Source organism: Bacteroidales bacterium (assembly GCA_014860575.1).
Classification (GTDB): domain Bacteria; phylum Bacteroidota; class Bacteroidia; order Bacteroidales; family JAAYJT01; genus JAAYJT01.
In genome coordinates this window covers 25,210-42,039 of the sequence record JACZJK010000056.1, presented here as the reverse complement: position 1 = coordinate 42,039, position 16,830 = coordinate 25,210, and the positions used below count along the sequence as shown (strand labels likewise).

Annotated in this window: 22 protein-coding genes; all 22 read left to right on the top strand. The window is 40.4% G+C overall.

Going from position 1 to position 16,830, the window contains the following annotated elements; genetic code table 11:
- The 22 genes from IH597_14950 to IH597_14845 all read left to right on the top strand — a co-directional run bounded on the left by IH597_14950 (position 1) and on the right by IH597_14845 (position 16,822).
- The gene (locus tag IH597_14950; GenBank protein MBE0663751.1) at positions 1-978 is read left to right on the top strand and encodes a DUF1738 domain-containing protein; all 978 of its coding nucleotides are present in this window, start codon (positions 1-3) and stop codon (positions 976-978) included.
- The gene (locus IH597_14945) at positions 975-1,199 is read left to right on the top strand and encodes a hypothetical protein (protein ID MBE0663750.1); all 225 of its coding nucleotides are present in this window, start codon (positions 975-977) and stop codon (positions 1,197-1,199) included. The genes IH597_14950 and IH597_14945 overlap by 4 nt, the downstream gene beginning before the upstream one ends.
- A gap of 19 nt (positions 1,200-1,218) precedes the next feature.
- Positions 1,219-1,410: a zinc-ribbon domain containing protein gene (locus IH597_14940; GenBank protein ID MBE0663749.1), complete on the top strand. Its 192-nt coding sequence runs from the start codon at positions 1,219-1,221 to the stop codon at positions 1,408-1,410.
- 244 nt (positions 1,411-1,654) lie between these two features.
- Positions 1,655-1,897 (top strand): hypothetical protein, encoded by a 243-nt coding sequence (locus IH597_14935; GenBank protein ID MBE0663748.1) that lies wholly within the window; start codon positions 1,655-1,657, stop codon positions 1,895-1,897.
- Between the two features lie 76 nt (positions 1,898-1,973).
- Positions 1,974-2,264 carry a hypothetical protein gene (locus tag IH597_14930; GenBank protein MBE0663747.1) on the top strand — a complete coding sequence of 97 codons (291 nt, stop codon included), beginning with the start codon at positions 1,974-1,976 and terminating at the stop codon, positions 2,262-2,264.
- A gap of 97 nt (positions 2,265-2,361) precedes the next feature.
- Positions 2,362-2,883 (top strand): hypothetical protein, encoded by a 522-nt coding sequence (locus IH597_14925; GenBank protein ID MBE0663746.1) that lies wholly within the window; start codon positions 2,362-2,364, stop codon positions 2,881-2,883.
- A 265-nt stretch (positions 2,884-3,148) separates the two neighbouring features.
- A complete protein-coding gene (locus tag IH597_14920; protein MBE0663745.1) occupies positions 3,149-3,391 on the top strand; it encodes a hypothetical protein in 243 nt (80 codons plus the stop codon).
- The gene (locus IH597_14915; protein ID MBE0663744.1) at positions 3,392-4,777 is read left to right on the top strand and encodes a hypothetical protein; all 1,386 of its coding nucleotides are present in this window, start codon (positions 3,392-3,394) and stop codon (positions 4,775-4,777) included.
- A gap of 96 nt (positions 4,778-4,873) precedes the next feature.
- Positions 4,874-5,797 carry a hypothetical protein gene (locus tag IH597_14910; GenBank protein MBE0663743.1) on the top strand — a complete coding sequence of 308 codons (924 nt, stop codon included), beginning with the start codon at positions 4,874-4,876 and terminating at the stop codon, positions 5,795-5,797.
- 36 nt (positions 5,798-5,833) lie between these two features.
- Positions 5,834-6,229 (top strand): hypothetical protein, encoded by a 396-nt coding sequence (locus IH597_14905; GenBank protein ID MBE0663742.1) that lies wholly within the window; start codon positions 5,834-5,836, stop codon positions 6,227-6,229.
- 10 nt (positions 6,230-6,239) lie between these two features.
- Complete coding sequence (locus IH597_14900) at positions 6,240-6,452, top strand: hypothetical protein (protein MBE0663741.1); 213 nt, start codon at positions 6,240-6,242, stop codon at positions 6,450-6,452.
- 8 nt (positions 6,453-6,460) lie between these two features.
- Positions 6,461-6,958, top strand: coding sequence for a hypothetical protein (locus tag IH597_14895; protein ID MBE0663740.1), 498 nt, complete (start codon positions 6,461-6,463; stop codon positions 6,956-6,958).
- A 21-nt stretch (positions 6,959-6,979) separates the two neighbouring features.
- Complete coding sequence (locus IH597_14890; protein MBE0663739.1) at positions 6,980-7,555, top strand: hypothetical protein; 576 nt, start codon at positions 6,980-6,982, stop codon at positions 7,553-7,555.
- Positions 7,556-7,586: 31 nt separating this feature from the next.
- Positions 7,587-8,480, top strand: coding sequence for a hypothetical protein (locus IH597_14885; protein MBE0663738.1), 894 nt, complete (start codon positions 7,587-7,589; stop codon positions 8,478-8,480).
- Positions 8,473-8,985, top strand: a complete 513-nt coding sequence (locus tag IH597_14880; GenBank protein ID MBE0663737.1) for a hypothetical protein — start codon at positions 8,473-8,475, stop codon at positions 8,983-8,985. The genes IH597_14885 and IH597_14880 overlap by 8 nt, the downstream gene beginning before the upstream one ends.
- Positions 8,986-9,093: 108 nt before the next feature.
- Positions 9,094-9,507 (top strand): hypothetical protein, encoded by a 414-nt coding sequence (locus tag IH597_14875; protein ID MBE0663736.1) that lies wholly within the window; start codon positions 9,094-9,096, stop codon positions 9,505-9,507.
- A 436-nt stretch (positions 9,508-9,943) separates the two neighbouring features.
- Entirely contained in the window at positions 9,944-10,501 is a 558-nt protein-coding gene (locus IH597_14870; GenBank protein ID MBE0663735.1) for a retroviral-like aspartic protease family protein, read from the top strand.
- 294 nt (positions 10,502-10,795) lie between these two features.
- Positions 10,796-11,848, top strand: coding sequence for an adenine-specific methyltransferase EcoRI family protein (locus IH597_14865; protein MBE0663734.1), 1,053 nt, complete (start codon positions 10,796-10,798; stop codon positions 11,846-11,848).
- On the top strand, positions 11,845-12,927 hold the full coding sequence (locus IH597_14860; GenBank protein MBE0663733.1) for a DUF262 domain-containing protein: 1,083 nt from the start codon (positions 11,845-11,847) through the stop codon (positions 12,925-12,927). Before IH597_14865 ends, IH597_14860 begins: the two co-directional genes overlap by 4 nt.
- A gap of 164 nt (positions 12,928-13,091) precedes the next feature.
- Positions 13,092-14,150, top strand: coding sequence for a hypothetical protein (locus IH597_14855; protein ID MBE0663732.1), 1,059 nt, complete (start codon positions 13,092-13,094; stop codon positions 14,148-14,150).
- A gap of 122 nt (positions 14,151-14,272) precedes the next feature.
- Positions 14,273-16,075: an AAA family ATPase gene (locus IH597_14850; protein ID MBE0663731.1), complete on the top strand. Its 1,803-nt coding sequence runs from the start codon at positions 14,273-14,275 to the stop codon at positions 16,073-16,075.
- 321 nt (positions 16,076-16,396) lie between these two features.
- Positions 16,397-16,822: a hypothetical protein gene (locus tag IH597_14845; GenBank protein ID MBE0663730.1), complete on the top strand. Its 426-nt coding sequence runs from the start codon at positions 16,397-16,399 to the stop codon at positions 16,820-16,822.
- The last annotated feature ends 8 nt before the right edge of the window (positions 16,823-16,830 follow it).

The window sequence follows — 16,830 nt, the reverse complement described above, 5'->3', positions numbered from 1 at the left end:
GTGACTGGTTCAGCCAGTCACCGGCTAAACTCTAGAACAATGAAAGCAGGAAACGCACTATATGAGCAAATCAATGAGAAGATCATTAAACTACTCCAGGCGCAATTGAATGACTTCAAACAGACCTGGTTTAATGTTAAATGTGAGCCTTTCGGCTATAACCCACATTCAAAACACTACTACAGCGCCCTGAATAATTTCTTGCTGCAAATTAGCCTGATATTTTTAAGAAAGGGGTATTATCTTAACCGTTGGATGACTTTTTTACAAGTGCAAGACATTGGCGCAAAAGTGAAAAAAGGCAGCTTTGCTGATGTGATTGTTTTTACTTCTCACATTTGGCTAGATCAAAATGGGAAGAACGTAACTAAGCAGGTGGAAGCTATGGCAACCGCAGGGCAACAGATACCGGACGGATTTAATAAAATCCCATTCCTTAAAGGATACAATGTTTTTAATGTAGCTGATATTGAAGGTTTACCCCCTGACTGGACAACGCCAAAGAATGTAAATGTAACAGCAGCCGATAGAATTAAGGCAGTTGATGAAATTATAAGCAGAACCGGAGCAGCCATTGATGAAACCAACACAAACGCCGCTTATTATTCTCCAACTCTTGACAACATCAAAATTCCAAAAAGATGGCAGTTTGATACAACAGAGGATTTTTACAAAACCTTGTTTCACGAACTAGGACACTGGACAGGCCATAAAGACAGGCTAAACAGGGAGATGAGCCAAGCCAAAAAAGAATATGCATTTGAGGAACTTGTTGCAGAATTAACCGCTGCTTATTGCTGTGCAAAACTAGGTATTACCACAGAAGTAACCAACGACGCCGCATATATCCGGGCATGGCTCAAAGGTTTGGATAATGATATGAAATTCTTTACACAGGCAGCAGCCCAAGCCCAAAAGGCAGCAGATTATATCCTAGAGGGAAATAGGGAAGAAGCGGAAGAAAGGAGGGCAGCATGAGCGGGAAAGTTATACAGATGCGAATTGTAAAAATACAGCCTTTTATAATCCCATCCACAACCGGACGCCCGGCAAAGGTTAAGCCCCTGATTAAGTTAATGGGCAACTGGTTAAGCTTTGCAGGATTCAAACCCGGAGATATGGCAACGATAACCATAAAAGATGGAGTTATGACCATAAAACCGGAAGCAGAAGCAGAACATAAACCAATGAGAGCGTAAACCCTAAAATTTTAATACTATGAGCCAAGAATTTAGATGCAGCCATTGTGGTGACTGGTTTACATTGTCAGAAGATGATCAGGAGTTATGGGAAGAAGGTTATTTGATTGACACCCCCGACGCTTGCGATTATTGCGCTTACAATGCAGAAAACGCCACGGCAATAGAAGCCGATTATCCAAACTATTCGGACGCAGATCCGGGATTATAAGAACAAGCCCGGCAGGCGCAACCTGGGAACGAAAGCTCCCGGGCGCGCCGCCTGCGGCGGCGAGAGCGGTATCCGGCTCAGTATCTTTTAAATTAAAGTGCCGGATTCATTATTTTACGCCTTATTGGCGGTTTTTTACGGCTATCGCCGGGCGTTCTAATCCAGATCCGTGTATAAGTGTTTACATTCGACTACAAACGTTTAATATACGGATAATTCTTATCTTTGATTTGATATTTGCCGCATGACAACAAAAACCCACACTCCAAAATTCCTGCTTGCCTTCGATCGCGACTTTGAAAAAAAGTACGTGGTTCACACCCAGGATCCTATGCTTATTGCTGAAGTTAAAGAAGGCCCAAACGACCGGTTTATTGATCTGGAAGTTGTAACTCACGACAGCCAGGCCCACACCCAGGGCGCTGACCGACTGGCCGGACTTATGCGCAGGATGGCAGATTGGTACCGGAGTACTTTGAAAACTTAAAATCATGGTATGCAAAATATCAGATTGGGGATGTGTATATCATGCATGCATGAGTAATGAATGTCAACAAAGATTTATGATAGATAGAACACAACAATATGGAAATGGCAATTGTAAGCACCAATTTGCCTACACCGGAAACGGAAACCTGGATATGGATGCTGCCATTGCTGCCGGTAAACTTGCCGCAACCGAGCAGGAAGCCATTGCCGGAGTACTGGCAGATGCCGGTGAAACCCTTCCGGAGTATTACAAAAAACATAACCAGGCCGGCCGAATAAAGCTTTACTCCCGCCTGGCAGGAACCGGATGGGAGAAGAAAAATTGCCTGGTTTGGGATCTAGATCTGGAAAATTTGGAATCTTAAATCGTCAATTAAAAACTGTCCTTTCCCTCTCCTACCCCCCTTTTTATCTTCGCTTCCTCATTGTAATTAAACCAAGTATTAACAAAAAATGAAGAAGATGAAGAAGTTCTTTCTGGCGCTCATGGTGCTTAGCATCAGTTTCAGCGCTTTGGGGCTTAATCCGCCCCGCGATCACACTCCTACCGGCCACTCAATAATCATCTGCGATGATTTTGAGCAGGCCTTAACTATCACCACCGGTTTCGACCAGGCATCCACTATCTACGCTTATAATGATCATCAGGTGATGATCATGTATGATTTCGGAAATGTGGAGTGCTTTAGTCCTGATCAGAGTACAAAAGCTAAACCTATGCTGGTTGATTTTGAACGGAGGACGTGGCAACCGCCCGGGGAACTCTACGAGCTTTTTGTTACCGCTGAACTTGCTAACCAACCCATACTTACCAGTGAAATGCAGCAGAATAGCATTGCAATCCTATATGTCACGGATCAACTATCAGACCTGCAGCCTGAAAATTTATACAACTACACAAAATATAAGCGAACCGACAAACTATCTGAGGCGACATTCTGGAATCATGTATTATTCCGATCCGATCGTTCTCAATATGTTTAAGTACCGTTCCCGAAGTTAAGTATATCGCTTCAAGCCGGCCTCAGTGCCGGCTTTTTTATTTTACTTATTACCCCTCAAAGGAAAACAACTAAACTCTTATTTTACTTTCCCCTGGCTGTTCCGCCCTTCGCCCCACGCCCTATGCCCCAAACCCGGCTGTAACTTTGAATTTGGGGCTTGGAATTTGGAACTTGGGCCTTAGAAAAAACTGTCCTTTCCCTACCCACCCCCTTATATTTTCTTTGCTTTATCAATAATGGAGGCCATGATACACTTCGGCAAATTACCTATGCTTATGGATCGCAAAGATGCAAGCGGAAACCCGCTGCCCTTTAGCCTGAAGTATGTTAAAAAATCAACCGGCGAGGAGATATACATAGATCAGGCGGTGCTTACATCAAGCAACCACCTTGAGTATTTTAATGTGAAGATCCTGGCATCGGGTGAAATCCGTAAGCTGATCCTGCCACTGATCACTGAATTCAACGGTACTAAAACTTTTATATAAATGGGACGCAGTAAAATCATTATCCTCGACAATGCCGGCAGCGCTTACCTGGCGGGTACAAAAACGGCCATCACCGTAAGCACCCGCAACATGATTGCCGAACCCGACCGCGATCCGCTTCCATTCAGCAAAAAAGACAAATCAGGCAAGGAAATAAAATACCTTGGTGTGGTACCCTGGGGCGAAGACAATTCCCTGCCTCAAAGGATCATGGAAGCCTGTAAAGCTTCGCCGCAATCAACAAGCGCGCTGCTGTTTAATATTACTTTGGGCTATGGCGATGGCATTGCCTACGGTAAATATGAAATCGAAAAAGGCAAAAAGGTATTCGTTGAAAACTTTGACAACAAAGAGATCAACGAATTTTTTGAAAACAACGACATGCAGCTTTACCTCCTGGAGCAGATGACAGACCTGCAATGGTTTTTTAATATCTGCCCCGAAATAGGTTTAAGCCCGGAGAAAAAGATTGTGGAGCTGCACTCGAAAGAAATGGCATTTAGCCGCTGGGAAAAAATGAACCCCGAAACCGGACTGATCGAACACCATTTTTACAGTGGCAAATGGCAGAAAAACCCCAGTAACGATGAGATTGAGGTTACACCAGTGCTGAACCCATACAATACCGTGCGGGATCTTGAAATACGGATGGGGATTATTCCAGATCCAGGCACAACTAAAAAGATTCCGACCCCTAAGCATTTCCGCTTTATCGTTCCGGTTTCTTTTCCAACTCCCGGCCGCAGGTATTACCAGAAAGCTTACTGGCTGAGTATCATTGAAAGCGGTTGGCTGGATTATGCCCGCAAGATCCCAGAATTCAAAAATGCATTGATGGATAACCAAATGACCATCAAATATCATATTGAACTATCCCACGATTATTTTGCTGAAATTTTCAGAACCGAAGGTATTACCGAAGATGATGCGAAAAAAACACGAATCAGGAAAGAATATGCTGACCTCGATAAGTTTTTGAGCAGCACAAAGAACACCGGAAAATCAGTGATTTCATTTGTTAAGCAAAGTCCTGATGGCAAGGAAATGCGCCGGATGAAGATCACGCCCATTGAGAACAATTTCAAAGGCGGTGAATTTATTGACGACAGCGAAGAAGCCAGCAACATCATAGCCTATGGCCACGGCGTTCACCAGGGTATCATTGGCAGTGCTCCCGGGAAAAACAAAACGATTTCAGGAACCGAGGCCCGTGAGCTTTTCATTATCAAACAAGCGCTGATGAAACCTTTTCGCGATCGCATCCTGCGCCCCTTGTATATTATTAAGCGCTTCAATAAATGGCCGGATGATATTCATTTTACGATCCCAAACATGGTGCTTACAACACTGGATAAGGGAACGGGAAGTGAGAAAGTTATTTCTTAAATTCAAAGTTCAAAATTCAAAAAACAGCCAGTAACCCTAAATTCTCTAAACCTAGCATTTTAATCGTAAATCGTAAATCCAAAATCGTCAATCGCCATGTCAATCATAAAATCAATACAGGATCTGCAGCAATATGTAAGGGTAAACGTTTCGGTGATGGAGAAATCATTCCTGCCTTACGCCAACGATGCATCTGAGAAATTTCTGAATCGCTACATTGGTGAAGCGCTGCTTACAGAACTCGATACCCACCACAACTCCACATCAACTCCACTTCCTTATCCTGCATGGGCAGATAATGATGAAAAGAAAGCAATATTCCGCCAGGTGCTGAAGCTTGCACAAAACGCTTTGGCAAAATTCACATTGTTGCTGGCATCACCACATTATGATCTTCAGCTCACTGAAATGGGTTTTGTGGTTCAGCAAAATTCAAACACAACACCGGCCAGCGCCGAGCGGGTAAAAAAAGCAGTTGAAAGCTACGAATCCCAGGGATGGGATAATATGGAAACACTGCTCCGCTACCTTGAAAAGCATCATGCCATCATCACATCTTACAAGGATAGCGATGCTTTTGTGCTTGCTACCCGCAACCTGATCAACACCGCCGAAGTGTTCGATCGCTATGTAAACATCGAAGCATCGAGGCTGAAGTTTATCAAACTGCGCCCGGCCATGGATGATGTTGAGTTAATAAATATTGAACCGGTGATCAGCGTTGCATTGGCCGATGCACTTCGCACCCAGCAGCGCGAAAACAGCCTGACCGACGATAATAAAAAACTGCTTCCAATACTTCAGCGCGCTATTGCCAACCTGGTAGCCGCCCGCGAAATGAAGAAAGAAGGCGCTGAGCATTATGGCAATCATTACCTGGTTGAAGCTAAAAAGCTGCTTGATAAAGACCCGGACAAATACCCGCTTTACAAAGAAAGTGAGCAATATGTTGCTACCAAAACTGGATATGCCTACCACGAAAATACCGAAGAAGCAAAGAATTTTGTGTTCGGAGGATAACTCAAAATAGTAAATAACTTATAAAAACTCATCAGAATGGATCCAATTACAGTAGAAACCATATTCCAAATGACAACAACGCAATTCATCACGCTCATTGCCTTTTTGGTTGTTAATACCACTGCCATAGCAGCTTCATGGCATCGCTTTGGCGCCCGCATCACAAAAATTGAAAGTGATGCCCTTCAAACACGGCAGGATATCATGGACCTCAAGCAAAAAAACACCAGTACTGCGCACACCCAATTGAGAAAGGAGCACGATGAACACGTAATCAACGCCCATAGATCGGCAATGATCACCGATAAAAAGCTTGATGATATTAAGGACGCTGTAAACAAGATTGCATCAACAATGGAAACACACCTTGAAATCCATAAGGACCGCGAAAACAACCAGCGGCGCAAGCCCATTGACCGAAGCAAAGAATAACCTGACAACAATGAACCAACAAGCACGCCGTAAACGATTGTTCTGGCTTGGGGTTATCCTGATAGCCCTTGGCCTGGTGGCATTGTTGCCGCTGTATTTCATTGAACTGCCCGGCAATAATGTGCAAGTTCTCAGCATGGGTGTTGGCGTTGTGCTTGGCTGGGGGAGTATGGCTGTGAGTTTTTATTTCGGACAATCTGAAACACCAGAATCAACACAATAACAACCAATATGCGAACAATACCCAACCGCAAAATCACTGATAACTTCTCCTTATACGAGTTCATCGAAGCCACGCTTCCGGCTGAAGCAGTAGCGCTTAATTGGAAACATATTTCTGAGTTCCGGGAAGCGGAGTTCATTAAGCTTGCTAATTTCCTACAATCGCTACGTAACAGTATCAATCAGCAGTTCCGCGCAGAAAACAACGGCAATGAAATCGGCCTGCGCATTACCAGCGGCTTTCGCTGCAAAGCATGGGAGCGTCTGAGAAAGCGATCGGGCGACAGCCAGCATACCATTGCCGCTGCCGATGTGCAGCCAACAAACTGCTCACCGCAGCTTGCAGTGAAGATTATGGATCATTTATACAAGAAATATCATCCACGAACCACCGGCCATTTTGGAGGATTCGCAATCAAACGCCCAGATATTGAAAATGGCAGGATTTTACGCATCGGCTTCCTGCATTACGATTTACGCGGATGGACAGCACGATGGGAGTACTAACCAGCAACCAGTAACCAGCAAATGAAAACAACCCTCACAGTTATCCTCGTAATCCTGGCCCTGCTTTTCCTGCAGCGTGAGTGCAGCAGGCCACCTGCTGTGGATCCGCTTCCTGATACCCTGCGTATAACTAAAACTGTTTACAACGACACCACCATTATCAAGGAAATTCCCAAACCCTACCCGGTTGAAGTTATCCAAATACGCGAAGTTGAAATACCGGCAGTGGTTGATTCACTGGCAATATTCCTTGCCTATATGTCGAAGAACATTTACGATCGCATTCTCATGGACGACAGCACCGCCCTAATCAGGATCATTGACACAGTGCATCAGAACCAACTATGGGGCTCAAAGCTTGAATATAAGAACCGGATGCCTGTTATCATTCATGAAACCGTAATCATCCACCCGCCTGCCGATCCCCGCTTCCAGCTCTACGTTGGAGGCTTTGTTACCGGAAACCAGGATTACTTTGGCGCTGGTGCGGCAGTGTTCGCAAAAACGAAGCGAGATCATTTATATGGCCTGGGCTATGATGCTATGAATAAAACCGGCCAAATCCACATGCAGTGGAAAATATCTCTCAAGCACTAAACATTGAACTTTGAACCCGGAACCTTGAACTATGAAAAACCTTTCCATCAACGGTCAACACATCTGTGAACTTCCTGAAAACTGGAACGAGCTTAGCGCTGAGCAATTGCTAAAGGTGTGTGCATTGGTTCCCACAAGCTTTAAACCAGAAAACCTTCTGATACAACTGTTGATGCTGTTTACCGGCCTGAAGTTTCCCAGCAGAAGGCATCCGGTAATGGTTGATGAGATTCCGCATTATTACCTGAAACAGCACGAAGTAAAGATTGCACTTATCAGCGTTGAAGATATCGGCTTTGCCGCTTCGCCACTGCAGTTTATTTTTACTGAACACAAAGGAGAAGTAATTATTGAAAGCAAGCTTTTTCAAAATAAGCTGCCGGTAATAAAAGCAGGGAGCAAAGAACTGCACGGTCCTGATCATGCCTTATTCAATATCAGCTTCGCCGAATTTATTAAGCTTGAATCACTGTACGATAAATACAGCAAAAAGCAGGATGATGAATCATTTGACGAAATAGTTGCAGTACTGTACCGCGAACGGGATCTGGAAAACGACCCAACATCGCCAAAATTTACGGGCGATATCAGGGTGCCGTTCAACGATCATCTTCTTGACGCCAGGAAAATGATCGTAAAACAAATAAAACCAGAATATAAGCTGGCTGTCCGCCTGTTCTACGAAGGCTGCCGCTGGTTTATTTTCAAAGGATCCAATCTTTTCCCCAACGCCTTTTCAGGAGATGGGAGCGAAGATGAAGGCATGCCGCCAATTCATGAGTTTACCAGGCTTGTGAACGCCTTAAGCAACGACGACGCCTCCCGCATGGAGCTAATTCGCCAAACCCGTGCATGGGATATTTTTTACCAGCTCGAAGCCCTGGCAACTCGAAACAAAGAACTTAAAAACAGAAACCATGTTTGATTTCATTACCTACATGCGAACCGTGGCCACCAAACTTAAGGATATAGGCCACAGCGAAAACAAACCCTGCTTTTACCGCATGAGCGGTATCGCCAGCCTTGAGGAAGTGCTGGCCAAAATGACCCACGGGCAATTCCCTGCCATTGTTGTGGAAGACAGTCTGGAAGGGCGCCTGCTTGATCAGCTCAGCGATAATATTATGGACCGGGAATATTACGTGTTTTATATTTTCGACAGGGTTGAATTCCTGAACCATGACGCTCGTGAAGCCACTAAGCGCAAGCTCCGCACCATTGCCCGAAAAGTTAAAAGCCGCATGCTGCGCGATCACAGAACCGACATTGATTGGGAAAGCTCGTACGGCCTAAGGAACCTTGAAATTAACAGCATATCTTACCGAAACGTGGGCCCGGTAGGTGATAACCTGATTGGGCTTGCCGTAAGCTTCACCATCCTGGAAAACCCGGGGCTGGAGTTTAACCCAGAGGACTGGAATGAAGAGTAAGGAATAAGACCCAAGTCCCAAACTCCAAGACCCAAGTTCCAAGAAACAGCCAGTAACCAGCAACCAGTAACCTACAGCATCACTGTATAACTGCATAACAACAAACAAATGGCCGAAAACACCGACTTGAGATTAACCGTTGAAGCCTGGGCAGATATCGTGATGGATAACTGGCTAGATAAGATTGATAAGCTCAAGATTGGTTTATCGTGGCAGCTTGAGGACAGCCTAAAATCCACCCTTATCAGCAATGCAGGCGGGCTGCCCGAACGTGTTGAGTTCACATTCAATTATTATGGCAAGTTTGTGGATATGGGGGTAGGAAAAGGCGTAACCATTGATATGGTTAAGGACCGCAGCGACCACCGCCGCCGCCCCAAAAAATGGTATAGTGCAACGATGTACGCCGAAATCATAAAGCTGCGCGAGATCCTGGCTAAAAAATATGGACGCATTGCAGCCATCACCATTATCGAAAACATAGATGATAACGCCCTGCGCTGGACCGGGGAGCGGGTTTGATGTTTTTGTTCACAAGAATAAAGTTGAAAACTAAACTACATTGCTTCACCGTGAAGGTTATTTTTATCAGGATTCTGCTAGCGGTTGAGATTTACTATGATGGCGTATCATAATATAATAATTACCGACTTTGACGTTATTAACTAAACTGTTCATATCTTTGTAAGCTATTTCACCAAAACCTAGAACCCTCTAACCCCATGTTAGAAAAAGAATTTCAATATTATCTTGATAATCAAGATGATCTTGTGAAAATATACAATAACAAATTTATTGTTATTAAGAACCAAACTGTTATTAACTCCTTTGATTCTGAGCTTGATGCATTTATAGTAACATCAAAAGAGCACGAACCGGGTACTTTTCTAATCCAATATTGCGAGCCTGGTGATGAATCATATACACAGTCCTACCACTCAAGGGTAGTGTTTAATTGATGATAGAGTGTAAAGCATTTAATTTGACTTCAAATAAGGGGTTGTTAGCGGCTCTTTTTACACAATGTCATATCGGCATTGCTTTTGATCCCAATTCCGGTCAACTGCCACCACAATTAGTTAACTTTAATGCCTTATGGGATACTGGGGCCACTGGTACGGTTATAACATCAAGAGTTGTAGATGCATTAGGGTTAAAACCGACCGGCCAACAAAGGGTTTTTCATGCTGATGGTGAATCAAATGTCAACACTTACCATATCTGTTTAAGACTCCCAAATGAAGTAGGATTCCCAATAATCAAAGCTACTGAAGGTAAGTTAAATGGGTTTGATGTTCTTATTGGTATGGATATCATTACTCAAGGGGATTTCTCAATCACAAATTTTCAAGGAAAAACTTCTTTCTCTTTTCGAGTGCCATCAATTGGGCATGTTGATTTTGTGAATGAAATTACAAGCAGTACGCCTGCAAGATCTTCTAAAGTTGGCCGCAATAACCCTTGCCCCTGTGGTAGTACAAAGAAATATAAATTCTGTTGCGGCCAAAATCATTAATACAATTCATTTTTTTATGTTTTGCAGCTACTTTTAAAGTAGTATTTTAGCGGCATTGTTTACCAAACCTACCTCCATGCAAGCCGTTAACAAACTCATCCTGGGTGACAACCTGGAGATCCTTAAACCTTCCCGAACGAGTATATTGACCTTATTTACATTGACCCACCCTTTTTCAGCAACCGGTATTATAATGTTATTAAATCCATTGTGGGAAGTTTTAATCCTACCTTGGGCGGATGTTTATAAACTCAATAATCGGCAACCATTGTAGTTGAAATAAAAAAGTAGCAGATGGCAAACAAAACAAAAAATAGAAACCTACAAGAAGCAAAAATCAACAAAAAAGACGAGTTTTATACTCAACTTACTGACATCGAAAGAGAACTAAAACATTACAAGGATCATTTTAAAGACAAAATCGTTTATTGTAATTGCGATGATCCTCGAGTGAGTAGCTTCTTTCATTACTTCTCATACAACTTTGAGAAACTTGGACTAAAAAAACTCATCGCTACATGCTATAAAAGCCAAAATATGGACCTGTTCAGCCAAAACGACTCTGAGCAAGCAATCTATTTGGAGTATAACGGAGATAAAAACGGCAATATGGTTCCAGACCCTGCCGAAATTGGAATTAAAATATTAAAAGGGGACGGAGATTTCAGAAGCAAGGAATGTATTGAACTTCTTAAGCATGCAGACATTGTTGTAACAAATCCACCTTTTTCGCTTTTCCGAGAATACGTTGCCCAACTTATAGAATACGACAAAAAGTTTGTGATAGTAGGACATCAAAATGCAATAAAATACAAAGAGATTTTTCCTTTAATCAGAGACAACAAAATTTGGTTAGGTTACGGATTTAAAGGTGGGGCAGGACATTTTATCAATGTACATTATAAAGACTACGCAACTGCAACTGACCGAAAAGAAGGTATGATTAGAGTTTCAGGAGTTCATTGGTTTACCAATCTTGAAATTAGCAAAAGACATGAAGATTTAGTACTATATAGAAAATACACACCAGAAGAATATCCAAAATTCGAAAATTTTGATGCAATCAATGTAGACGTAACCAAGGATATTCCAGCTGATTATGATGGTATGATGGGAGTTCCTATAACTTTTATGGACAAACATAATCCTGACCAATTTGAGATAATTGGTGTAGGTATTGCAAACTTAGGTCTCGAAATTGGAATAAAACCATATAAACCCGAACATAAAAAATACAGAAAAGAAGTTCAGAAACGAGGTGCTGTTGATGGTGATTTGTATATGATGGTAGATGGCGTTGTAACAGTTCCGTATTCTCGCATCATAATAAAGCGAAAGAAAAAATGAAAATTGATCTAAAAGAAATAACAGTCCGTGATCTAGCAAATAGCTACCAGGACAATGAAGAAAACGGAGTTATCGGCTATGGTGGCAAATTGGATATTCGCCCTCCATATCAACGTGAATTTATTTACAAAGACAAACAACGTGAGGCAGTGATTGACACAATTACAAAAGATTTTCCTCTAAATGTCATGTATTGGGCTGTCCGTGAAGATGGGAATTTCGAAATAATTGACGGTCAGCAACGTACGATCTCAATCTGCCAGTTTGTTAACGGCGATTTCTCGTATATGTTCAGATATTTTCATAATCTTCAAAATGATGAAAAGGAACAAATACTTAACTATAAATTGATGGTTTATCATTGTAGTGGCACAGACAGTGAAAGATTACAATGGTTTCGAACAATTAACATTGCAGGCGAAAAACTTACCGATCAGGAATTACGTAATGCAGTTTATTCTGGTTCTTGGGTTACTGATGCGAAAAGATATTTCAGCAAAAATGGTTGTGCGGCTTACCAAATAGGCAGCAGTTATTTGAGCGGCTCACCCATCCGACAAGAATACTTGGAAACTGCTCTTCACTGGATATCCAAAGGGAACATTGAGGCTTATATGTCAAATCATCAGCATGATCCAAACGCCAACGAAATCTGGCTTTATTACCAAAGCGTCATTAACTGGATAAAAGCAATCTTTATAAAGTCTCGTAAAGAAATGAAAGGTGTAGATTGGGGATTCCTTTATAATGAATTCAAAGACGCAATATTTGACTCGAAAAAACTGGAAGAAGAAATTGCTAAACTGATGGAAGATGAAGACATTGGAAATAAAAAAGGTATTTATTATTATGTCTTAAATCGTAAAGAGAGGTTTTTGAATATTCGTGCCTTTAGTCCAAATCAGAAAAGAGAAGCATACGAAAGACAAAAAGGAATCTGCCCTATCTGCACAGAACATTTTGAACTCGATGGCATGGAAGGCGATCATATTACACCCTGGCACGAAGGCGGAAAAACAATTGCCGGAAATTGTCAAATGTTATGTAAAGAAGACAATAGAAGGAAATCAGGCAAATAGTTTTACAACCGTAATTATGATTATCATTATGAGGTACTACTCATTTTCTTAATATCTATAGTGTTCGTGCCTTTATTGATAACACAACTTTGATTACATAATTCTGAAATTGAACGGGGAACTAGAAAGAAGTTAAAGTATACTGATTCCTAAAATAAACACCTATGGTTACGTACTTACTTGGAGCAGGGGCTAGTGCTAAGTCTATTCCCGTTACATCTGGACTTTTAGATTCGATGTGGACATTTATAAAGGTCCTAGAAAGCTACCAAAATGATCCCATGAGTAAATTATCTCTAAAATATGATAATATTGTTATTGACCCTAAAGATCATCATGCTGGTCTTTATTATGGTGGGATGCTGTTATTAACTGACGCATCTAAACACCAAACAATAGATACTTATGCAAAAATGCTTTTTTTTACTGATCAAACTCAGAAACTTCAACAACTTAAGGTGTTTTTGTCTTGCTACTTTTATTGGGTTCAAACACTGCTAACCCCTGATGACAGGTATGATCATTTTTTTGCCTCAGTGCTTGAGAAATCTGATTCTATCATGCCATTAGCACCTATTATCCCTGGAAAAGTAAAAATCCTCACATGGAATTATGATTCACAATTCGAATTGTGCTTTAGCAGGTATATTGATCCTACACAATCTTATTATGAAATAAAAAATAAAGCAAATATCTGTACGAAGTTTGATCCCTTTTCCGAAAGTACTTTTTCAGTGCTGAAGATTAACGGCAGCAGCCAAATCTATAATATTAATAATGAACAGGTTTTCCCACTACCGGATTATTCATTATACAAAGTAGATAAAAAATATGGCATCAGGGACGCTATTCTAATTTATTCTCTTTTGAATAATGCCATCCAATACAAATTTCAAACCATGATCTCCTTTGCTTGGGAAAATAATATTAGTGATTTAAATCACTCACCATCCTCTGGTGTATTCAAGTCACTGGAAAACACTGAAACATTAGTTGTTATAGGTTATTCCTTTCCGTTTTTTAACAGAAAAATAGATGAGTTTATACTTTTCCAGATGCCACAACTAAGAAGAATATTTCTTCAATCAAAAGATGCTACCGTTCTTTCCGGACTTAAATCAAGGCTTCATTCAATGCTTTTTGGCCATATGAATTCTAAATTGAGAAGCAATATTGAATTGATCGACGATACTTCTCAGTTCTTTATACCATATGAACTATAACCCAACCACATCCCTCTGGCCTCTCTATTTTCCAAAACAATAATTTCGTTCTGAATCTTATCGTTGCTTCGATTAACAGAATAATAAATCAATCATTCTAAAACAGGAAAACTCTATAGATTATGAGATTACATTCACTTAAGATTGCTGGATTTAAAAGAATTAAACAAGCTGAGATTTTATTTGGCCAGGCTACTTTTCTGATAGGTTGTAACAATTCTGGGAAAAGCACAGTGTTAAAAGCAATAGAGTACCTGCTTTCTGCAAGGAAACAGCTTACAAGTCAAGAATATTACTCAATTATTGACAGCGAGACAGGTGAAACAAAAATTGAGTCTACAATTATTATCCTTGAAGGAGAGTTTAGAAACCTGCCAATCGAATCTAAAAGTTGGAGAGGATTTAAAGGTCGAATCTTTGAATATTTTCAAGAAGGTGAAACAGGACTTTCTGTTACCTATAGAAAGACCTACGAGCTTGGAAAAGATGTTAAGATTGAATTCAAATCTAAAGTTAGAGAAATTTCAAAAGAATTTTCTTCATGCAAAACCGGACAAGATTATATTGATAGAGGTATTGATTCTTCAATAGTGTCAGAGTTATTCCCCGAATTAAACAAAGTAATAGGAAAGAATCAGGGCGCTTTTGATAAGCTTGAGGAGCTTGATGATATTTGGGATATTCAGGCTACTGATACATGGTTTAAAAATCCAGGAGGAATACCTGGCAATGTTCTGAAAATGCTTCCTCGTTTTTTAGTGATACCTGTTGATACATCAATAAATGAAATTCAAGGTTCTAGTTCAGGTGTACTCGGCAAAACTTTAAATGAGCTATTTGAAGATGTTAGGGTAAAATCGTTGAACTATCAAAATGCACAAATTCATTTAAATAAACTTGCTAAAGAATTAAATCCAGAAGATAAGGATTCAGAATTCGGCAAAATGATTGGTGATTTAAACACTGTTTTAGCAAGTGTTTTTCCTGATTCTAAACTTCATGCAACAGCAGACTTGAGCGACCCAGATAAAGTTCTTAAGCCTTCATTTAGTGTTGAAATGTCTAGTAATATTAGGACAACAGTAGAAAACCAAGGCTCAGGTATGGTTAGGGCTGCTGCTTTTGGAATGTTACGTTTTAGACAAAAGTGGTTATCTCAGAAAGAAGATGAACATGCTAGGTCATTAGTAATTTGCTTTGAAGAGCCTGAAATTTACTTACATCCAAGTGCTGCAAATCAAATGAGAAATGCTATTTATGAATTAAGTGGCTTTTCTTCTCAAATAATAGCAACAACGCATTCCCCTTATATAATTGATTTATCAAAAAAGCCAAGACAAATTTTAAATCGTTTATCAATTGATGGTAATGAAATTAAAATATTACCATTTATTGTTTCTGATACTTTCCAGCAATTGGTTTCCGATGATAAACAATATGTCAAAATGCTATTAAAACTAGATGACTATGTCTCAAGAGTTTTTTTTACTGAAAATGTTGTTATAATAGAAGGTGACACCGAGGATATACTTATTAAGGAATCTTTAAAAAGATTAAAAAGAGAAAATTTTTTAAATATCATCTCAAGATTTGAGGTAATTAAAGCAAGAGGTAAGGCTGCAATTATTGGCCTTGTTAAATACTTAACTGCAATGGGGATTAGGCCGATTGTCGTGCATGATAGAGATAATGGAACAGAAGGTGCCACAAAATATAATAAACCGATTGAAGATGCTGTTGGTTCTAATGGTAGAATAGTTTTAATGATTGAAAATGTAGAAAATGAAATTGGTTATAGTGCTACCTATGAGAAGCCTTTTAAAGCATTCCAAGAAACCGAGAAATGGGGAGGAGGATGGTTAGACATACCTGAAAATTGGAGAAAAAAAATGAAAGAAATATTTGGCGAATATATTGTTGAATAATAAATTCAGCCTTAGTCAAACAAAAAAAACAGTTGCAATACTACACCCCTCTCCCACACCCCTCACAAACTCTCACTTTAACTTTTCTGAAGAGCAGCAATTGGACCCAGTGCCAGAACTTCAACCGATAATCTGATGCATTATAAAACGTGATGGTGATCTCCCGGGTTCCAGTCGGTCCGCATTTTGGGCATTGTTTGCTCTCTTTCATCTGGTTTCAGTTAGGCAACGCAAGATAATAAATAAATCATCCTTTTTGACGGCTTGCCCAATTTTACCTTTTTGTATTTTAGCAGCATCATTAACCAAAACTGTCTTTCTATGAAAAATCTATTTACACTGGTTTTAATTTTATTGGGCTTTAGTATAAATGCACAGGAACTGGATGGTGTTCCAACGTCTCAAGAATCTCAATCCTTTATTCAAGTATCAGCATCTAACCAGGTTGAAATAAATAAACTCGTTAACCAGGCTGAAGTGTTGAAAACTATTGCCTTTGTTGTAATAGCTGGCAACTGTGTAGCTTACGCCTATATTTACAAAGGAATTATTTTACCTAAGAAAATGATTGATACTGAAAAGTCTATTACTAGTCTTAACTCTGTATTTGCTCTTACCTCAGGCGCTTCAATCTTTCTTTATCATTTAGGATCCAGCAAACAAACCAAAGCTCTTAAGCTGATGAATAGACAAAATATTGCTATCTACCCAACTGAGCACGGGCTTGGTCTAGTCTATAACTTCTAAAAATCATC

Excerpts from the sequence above, each read along its gene's own strand:
- IH597_14945 (MBE0663750.1), top strand. The coding sequence starts at position 975 with ATGAGCGGGAAAGTTATACAGATGCGAATTGTAAAAATACAGCCTTTT.
- IH597_14940 (MBE0663749.1), top strand. The coding sequence starts at position 1,219 with ATGAGCCAAGAATTTAGATGCAGCCATTGTGGTGACTGGTTTACATTG.
- IH597_14935 (MBE0663748.1), top strand. The coding sequence starts at position 1,655 with ATGACAACAAAAACCCACACTCCAAAATTCCTGCTTGCCTTCGATCGC.
- IH597_14930 (MBE0663747.1), top strand. The coding sequence starts at position 1,974 with ATGATAGATAGAACACAACAATATGGAAATGGCAATTGTAAGCACCAA.
- IH597_14925 (MBE0663746.1), top strand. The coding sequence starts at position 2,362 with ATGAAGAAGTTCTTTCTGGCGCTCATGGTGCTTAGCATCAGTTTCAGC.
- IH597_14920 (MBE0663745.1), top strand. The coding sequence starts at position 3,149 with ATGATACACTTCGGCAAATTACCTATGCTTATGGATCGCAAAGATGCA.
- IH597_14915 (MBE0663744.1), top strand. The coding sequence starts at position 3,392 with ATGGGACGCAGTAAAATCATTATCCTCGACAATGCCGGCAGCGCTTAC.
- IH597_14910 (MBE0663743.1), top strand. The coding sequence starts at position 4,874 with ATGTCAATCATAAAATCAATACAGGATCTGCAGCAATATGTAAGGGTA.
- IH597_14905 (MBE0663742.1), top strand. The coding sequence starts at position 5,834 with ATGGATCCAATTACAGTAGAAACCATATTCCAAATGACAACAACGCAA.
- IH597_14900 (MBE0663741.1), top strand. The coding sequence starts at position 6,240 with ATGAACCAACAAGCACGCCGTAAACGATTGTTCTGGCTTGGGGTTATC.
- IH597_14895 (MBE0663740.1), top strand. The coding sequence starts at position 6,461 with ATGCGAACAATACCCAACCGCAAAATCACTGATAACTTCTCCTTATAC.
- IH597_14890 (MBE0663739.1), top strand. The coding sequence starts at position 6,980 with ATGAAAACAACCCTCACAGTTATCCTCGTAATCCTGGCCCTGCTTTTC.
- IH597_14885 (MBE0663738.1), top strand. The coding sequence starts at position 7,587 with ATGAAAAACCTTTCCATCAACGGTCAACACATCTGTGAACTTCCTGAA.
- IH597_14880 (MBE0663737.1), top strand. The coding sequence starts at position 8,473 with ATGTTTGATTTCATTACCTACATGCGAACCGTGGCCACCAAACTTAAG.
- IH597_14875 (MBE0663736.1), top strand. The coding sequence starts at position 9,094 with ATGGCCGAAAACACCGACTTGAGATTAACCGTTGAAGCCTGGGCAGAT.
- IH597_14870 (MBE0663735.1), top strand. The coding sequence starts at position 9,944 with ATGATAGAGTGTAAAGCATTTAATTTGACTTCAAATAAGGGGTTGTTA.
- IH597_14865 (MBE0663734.1), top strand. The coding sequence starts at position 10,796 with ATGGCAAACAAAACAAAAAATAGAAACCTACAAGAAGCAAAAATCAAC.
- IH597_14860 (MBE0663733.1), top strand. The coding sequence starts at position 11,845 with ATGAAAATTGATCTAAAAGAAATAACAGTCCGTGATCTAGCAAATAGC.
- IH597_14855 (MBE0663732.1), top strand. The coding sequence starts at position 13,092 with ATGGTTACGTACTTACTTGGAGCAGGGGCTAGTGCTAAGTCTATTCCC.
- IH597_14850 (MBE0663731.1), top strand. The coding sequence starts at position 14,273 with ATGAGATTACATTCACTTAAGATTGCTGGATTTAAAAGAATTAAACAA.
- IH597_14845 (MBE0663730.1), top strand. The coding sequence starts at position 16,397 with ATGAAAAATCTATTTACACTGGTTTTAATTTTATTGGGCTTTAGTATA.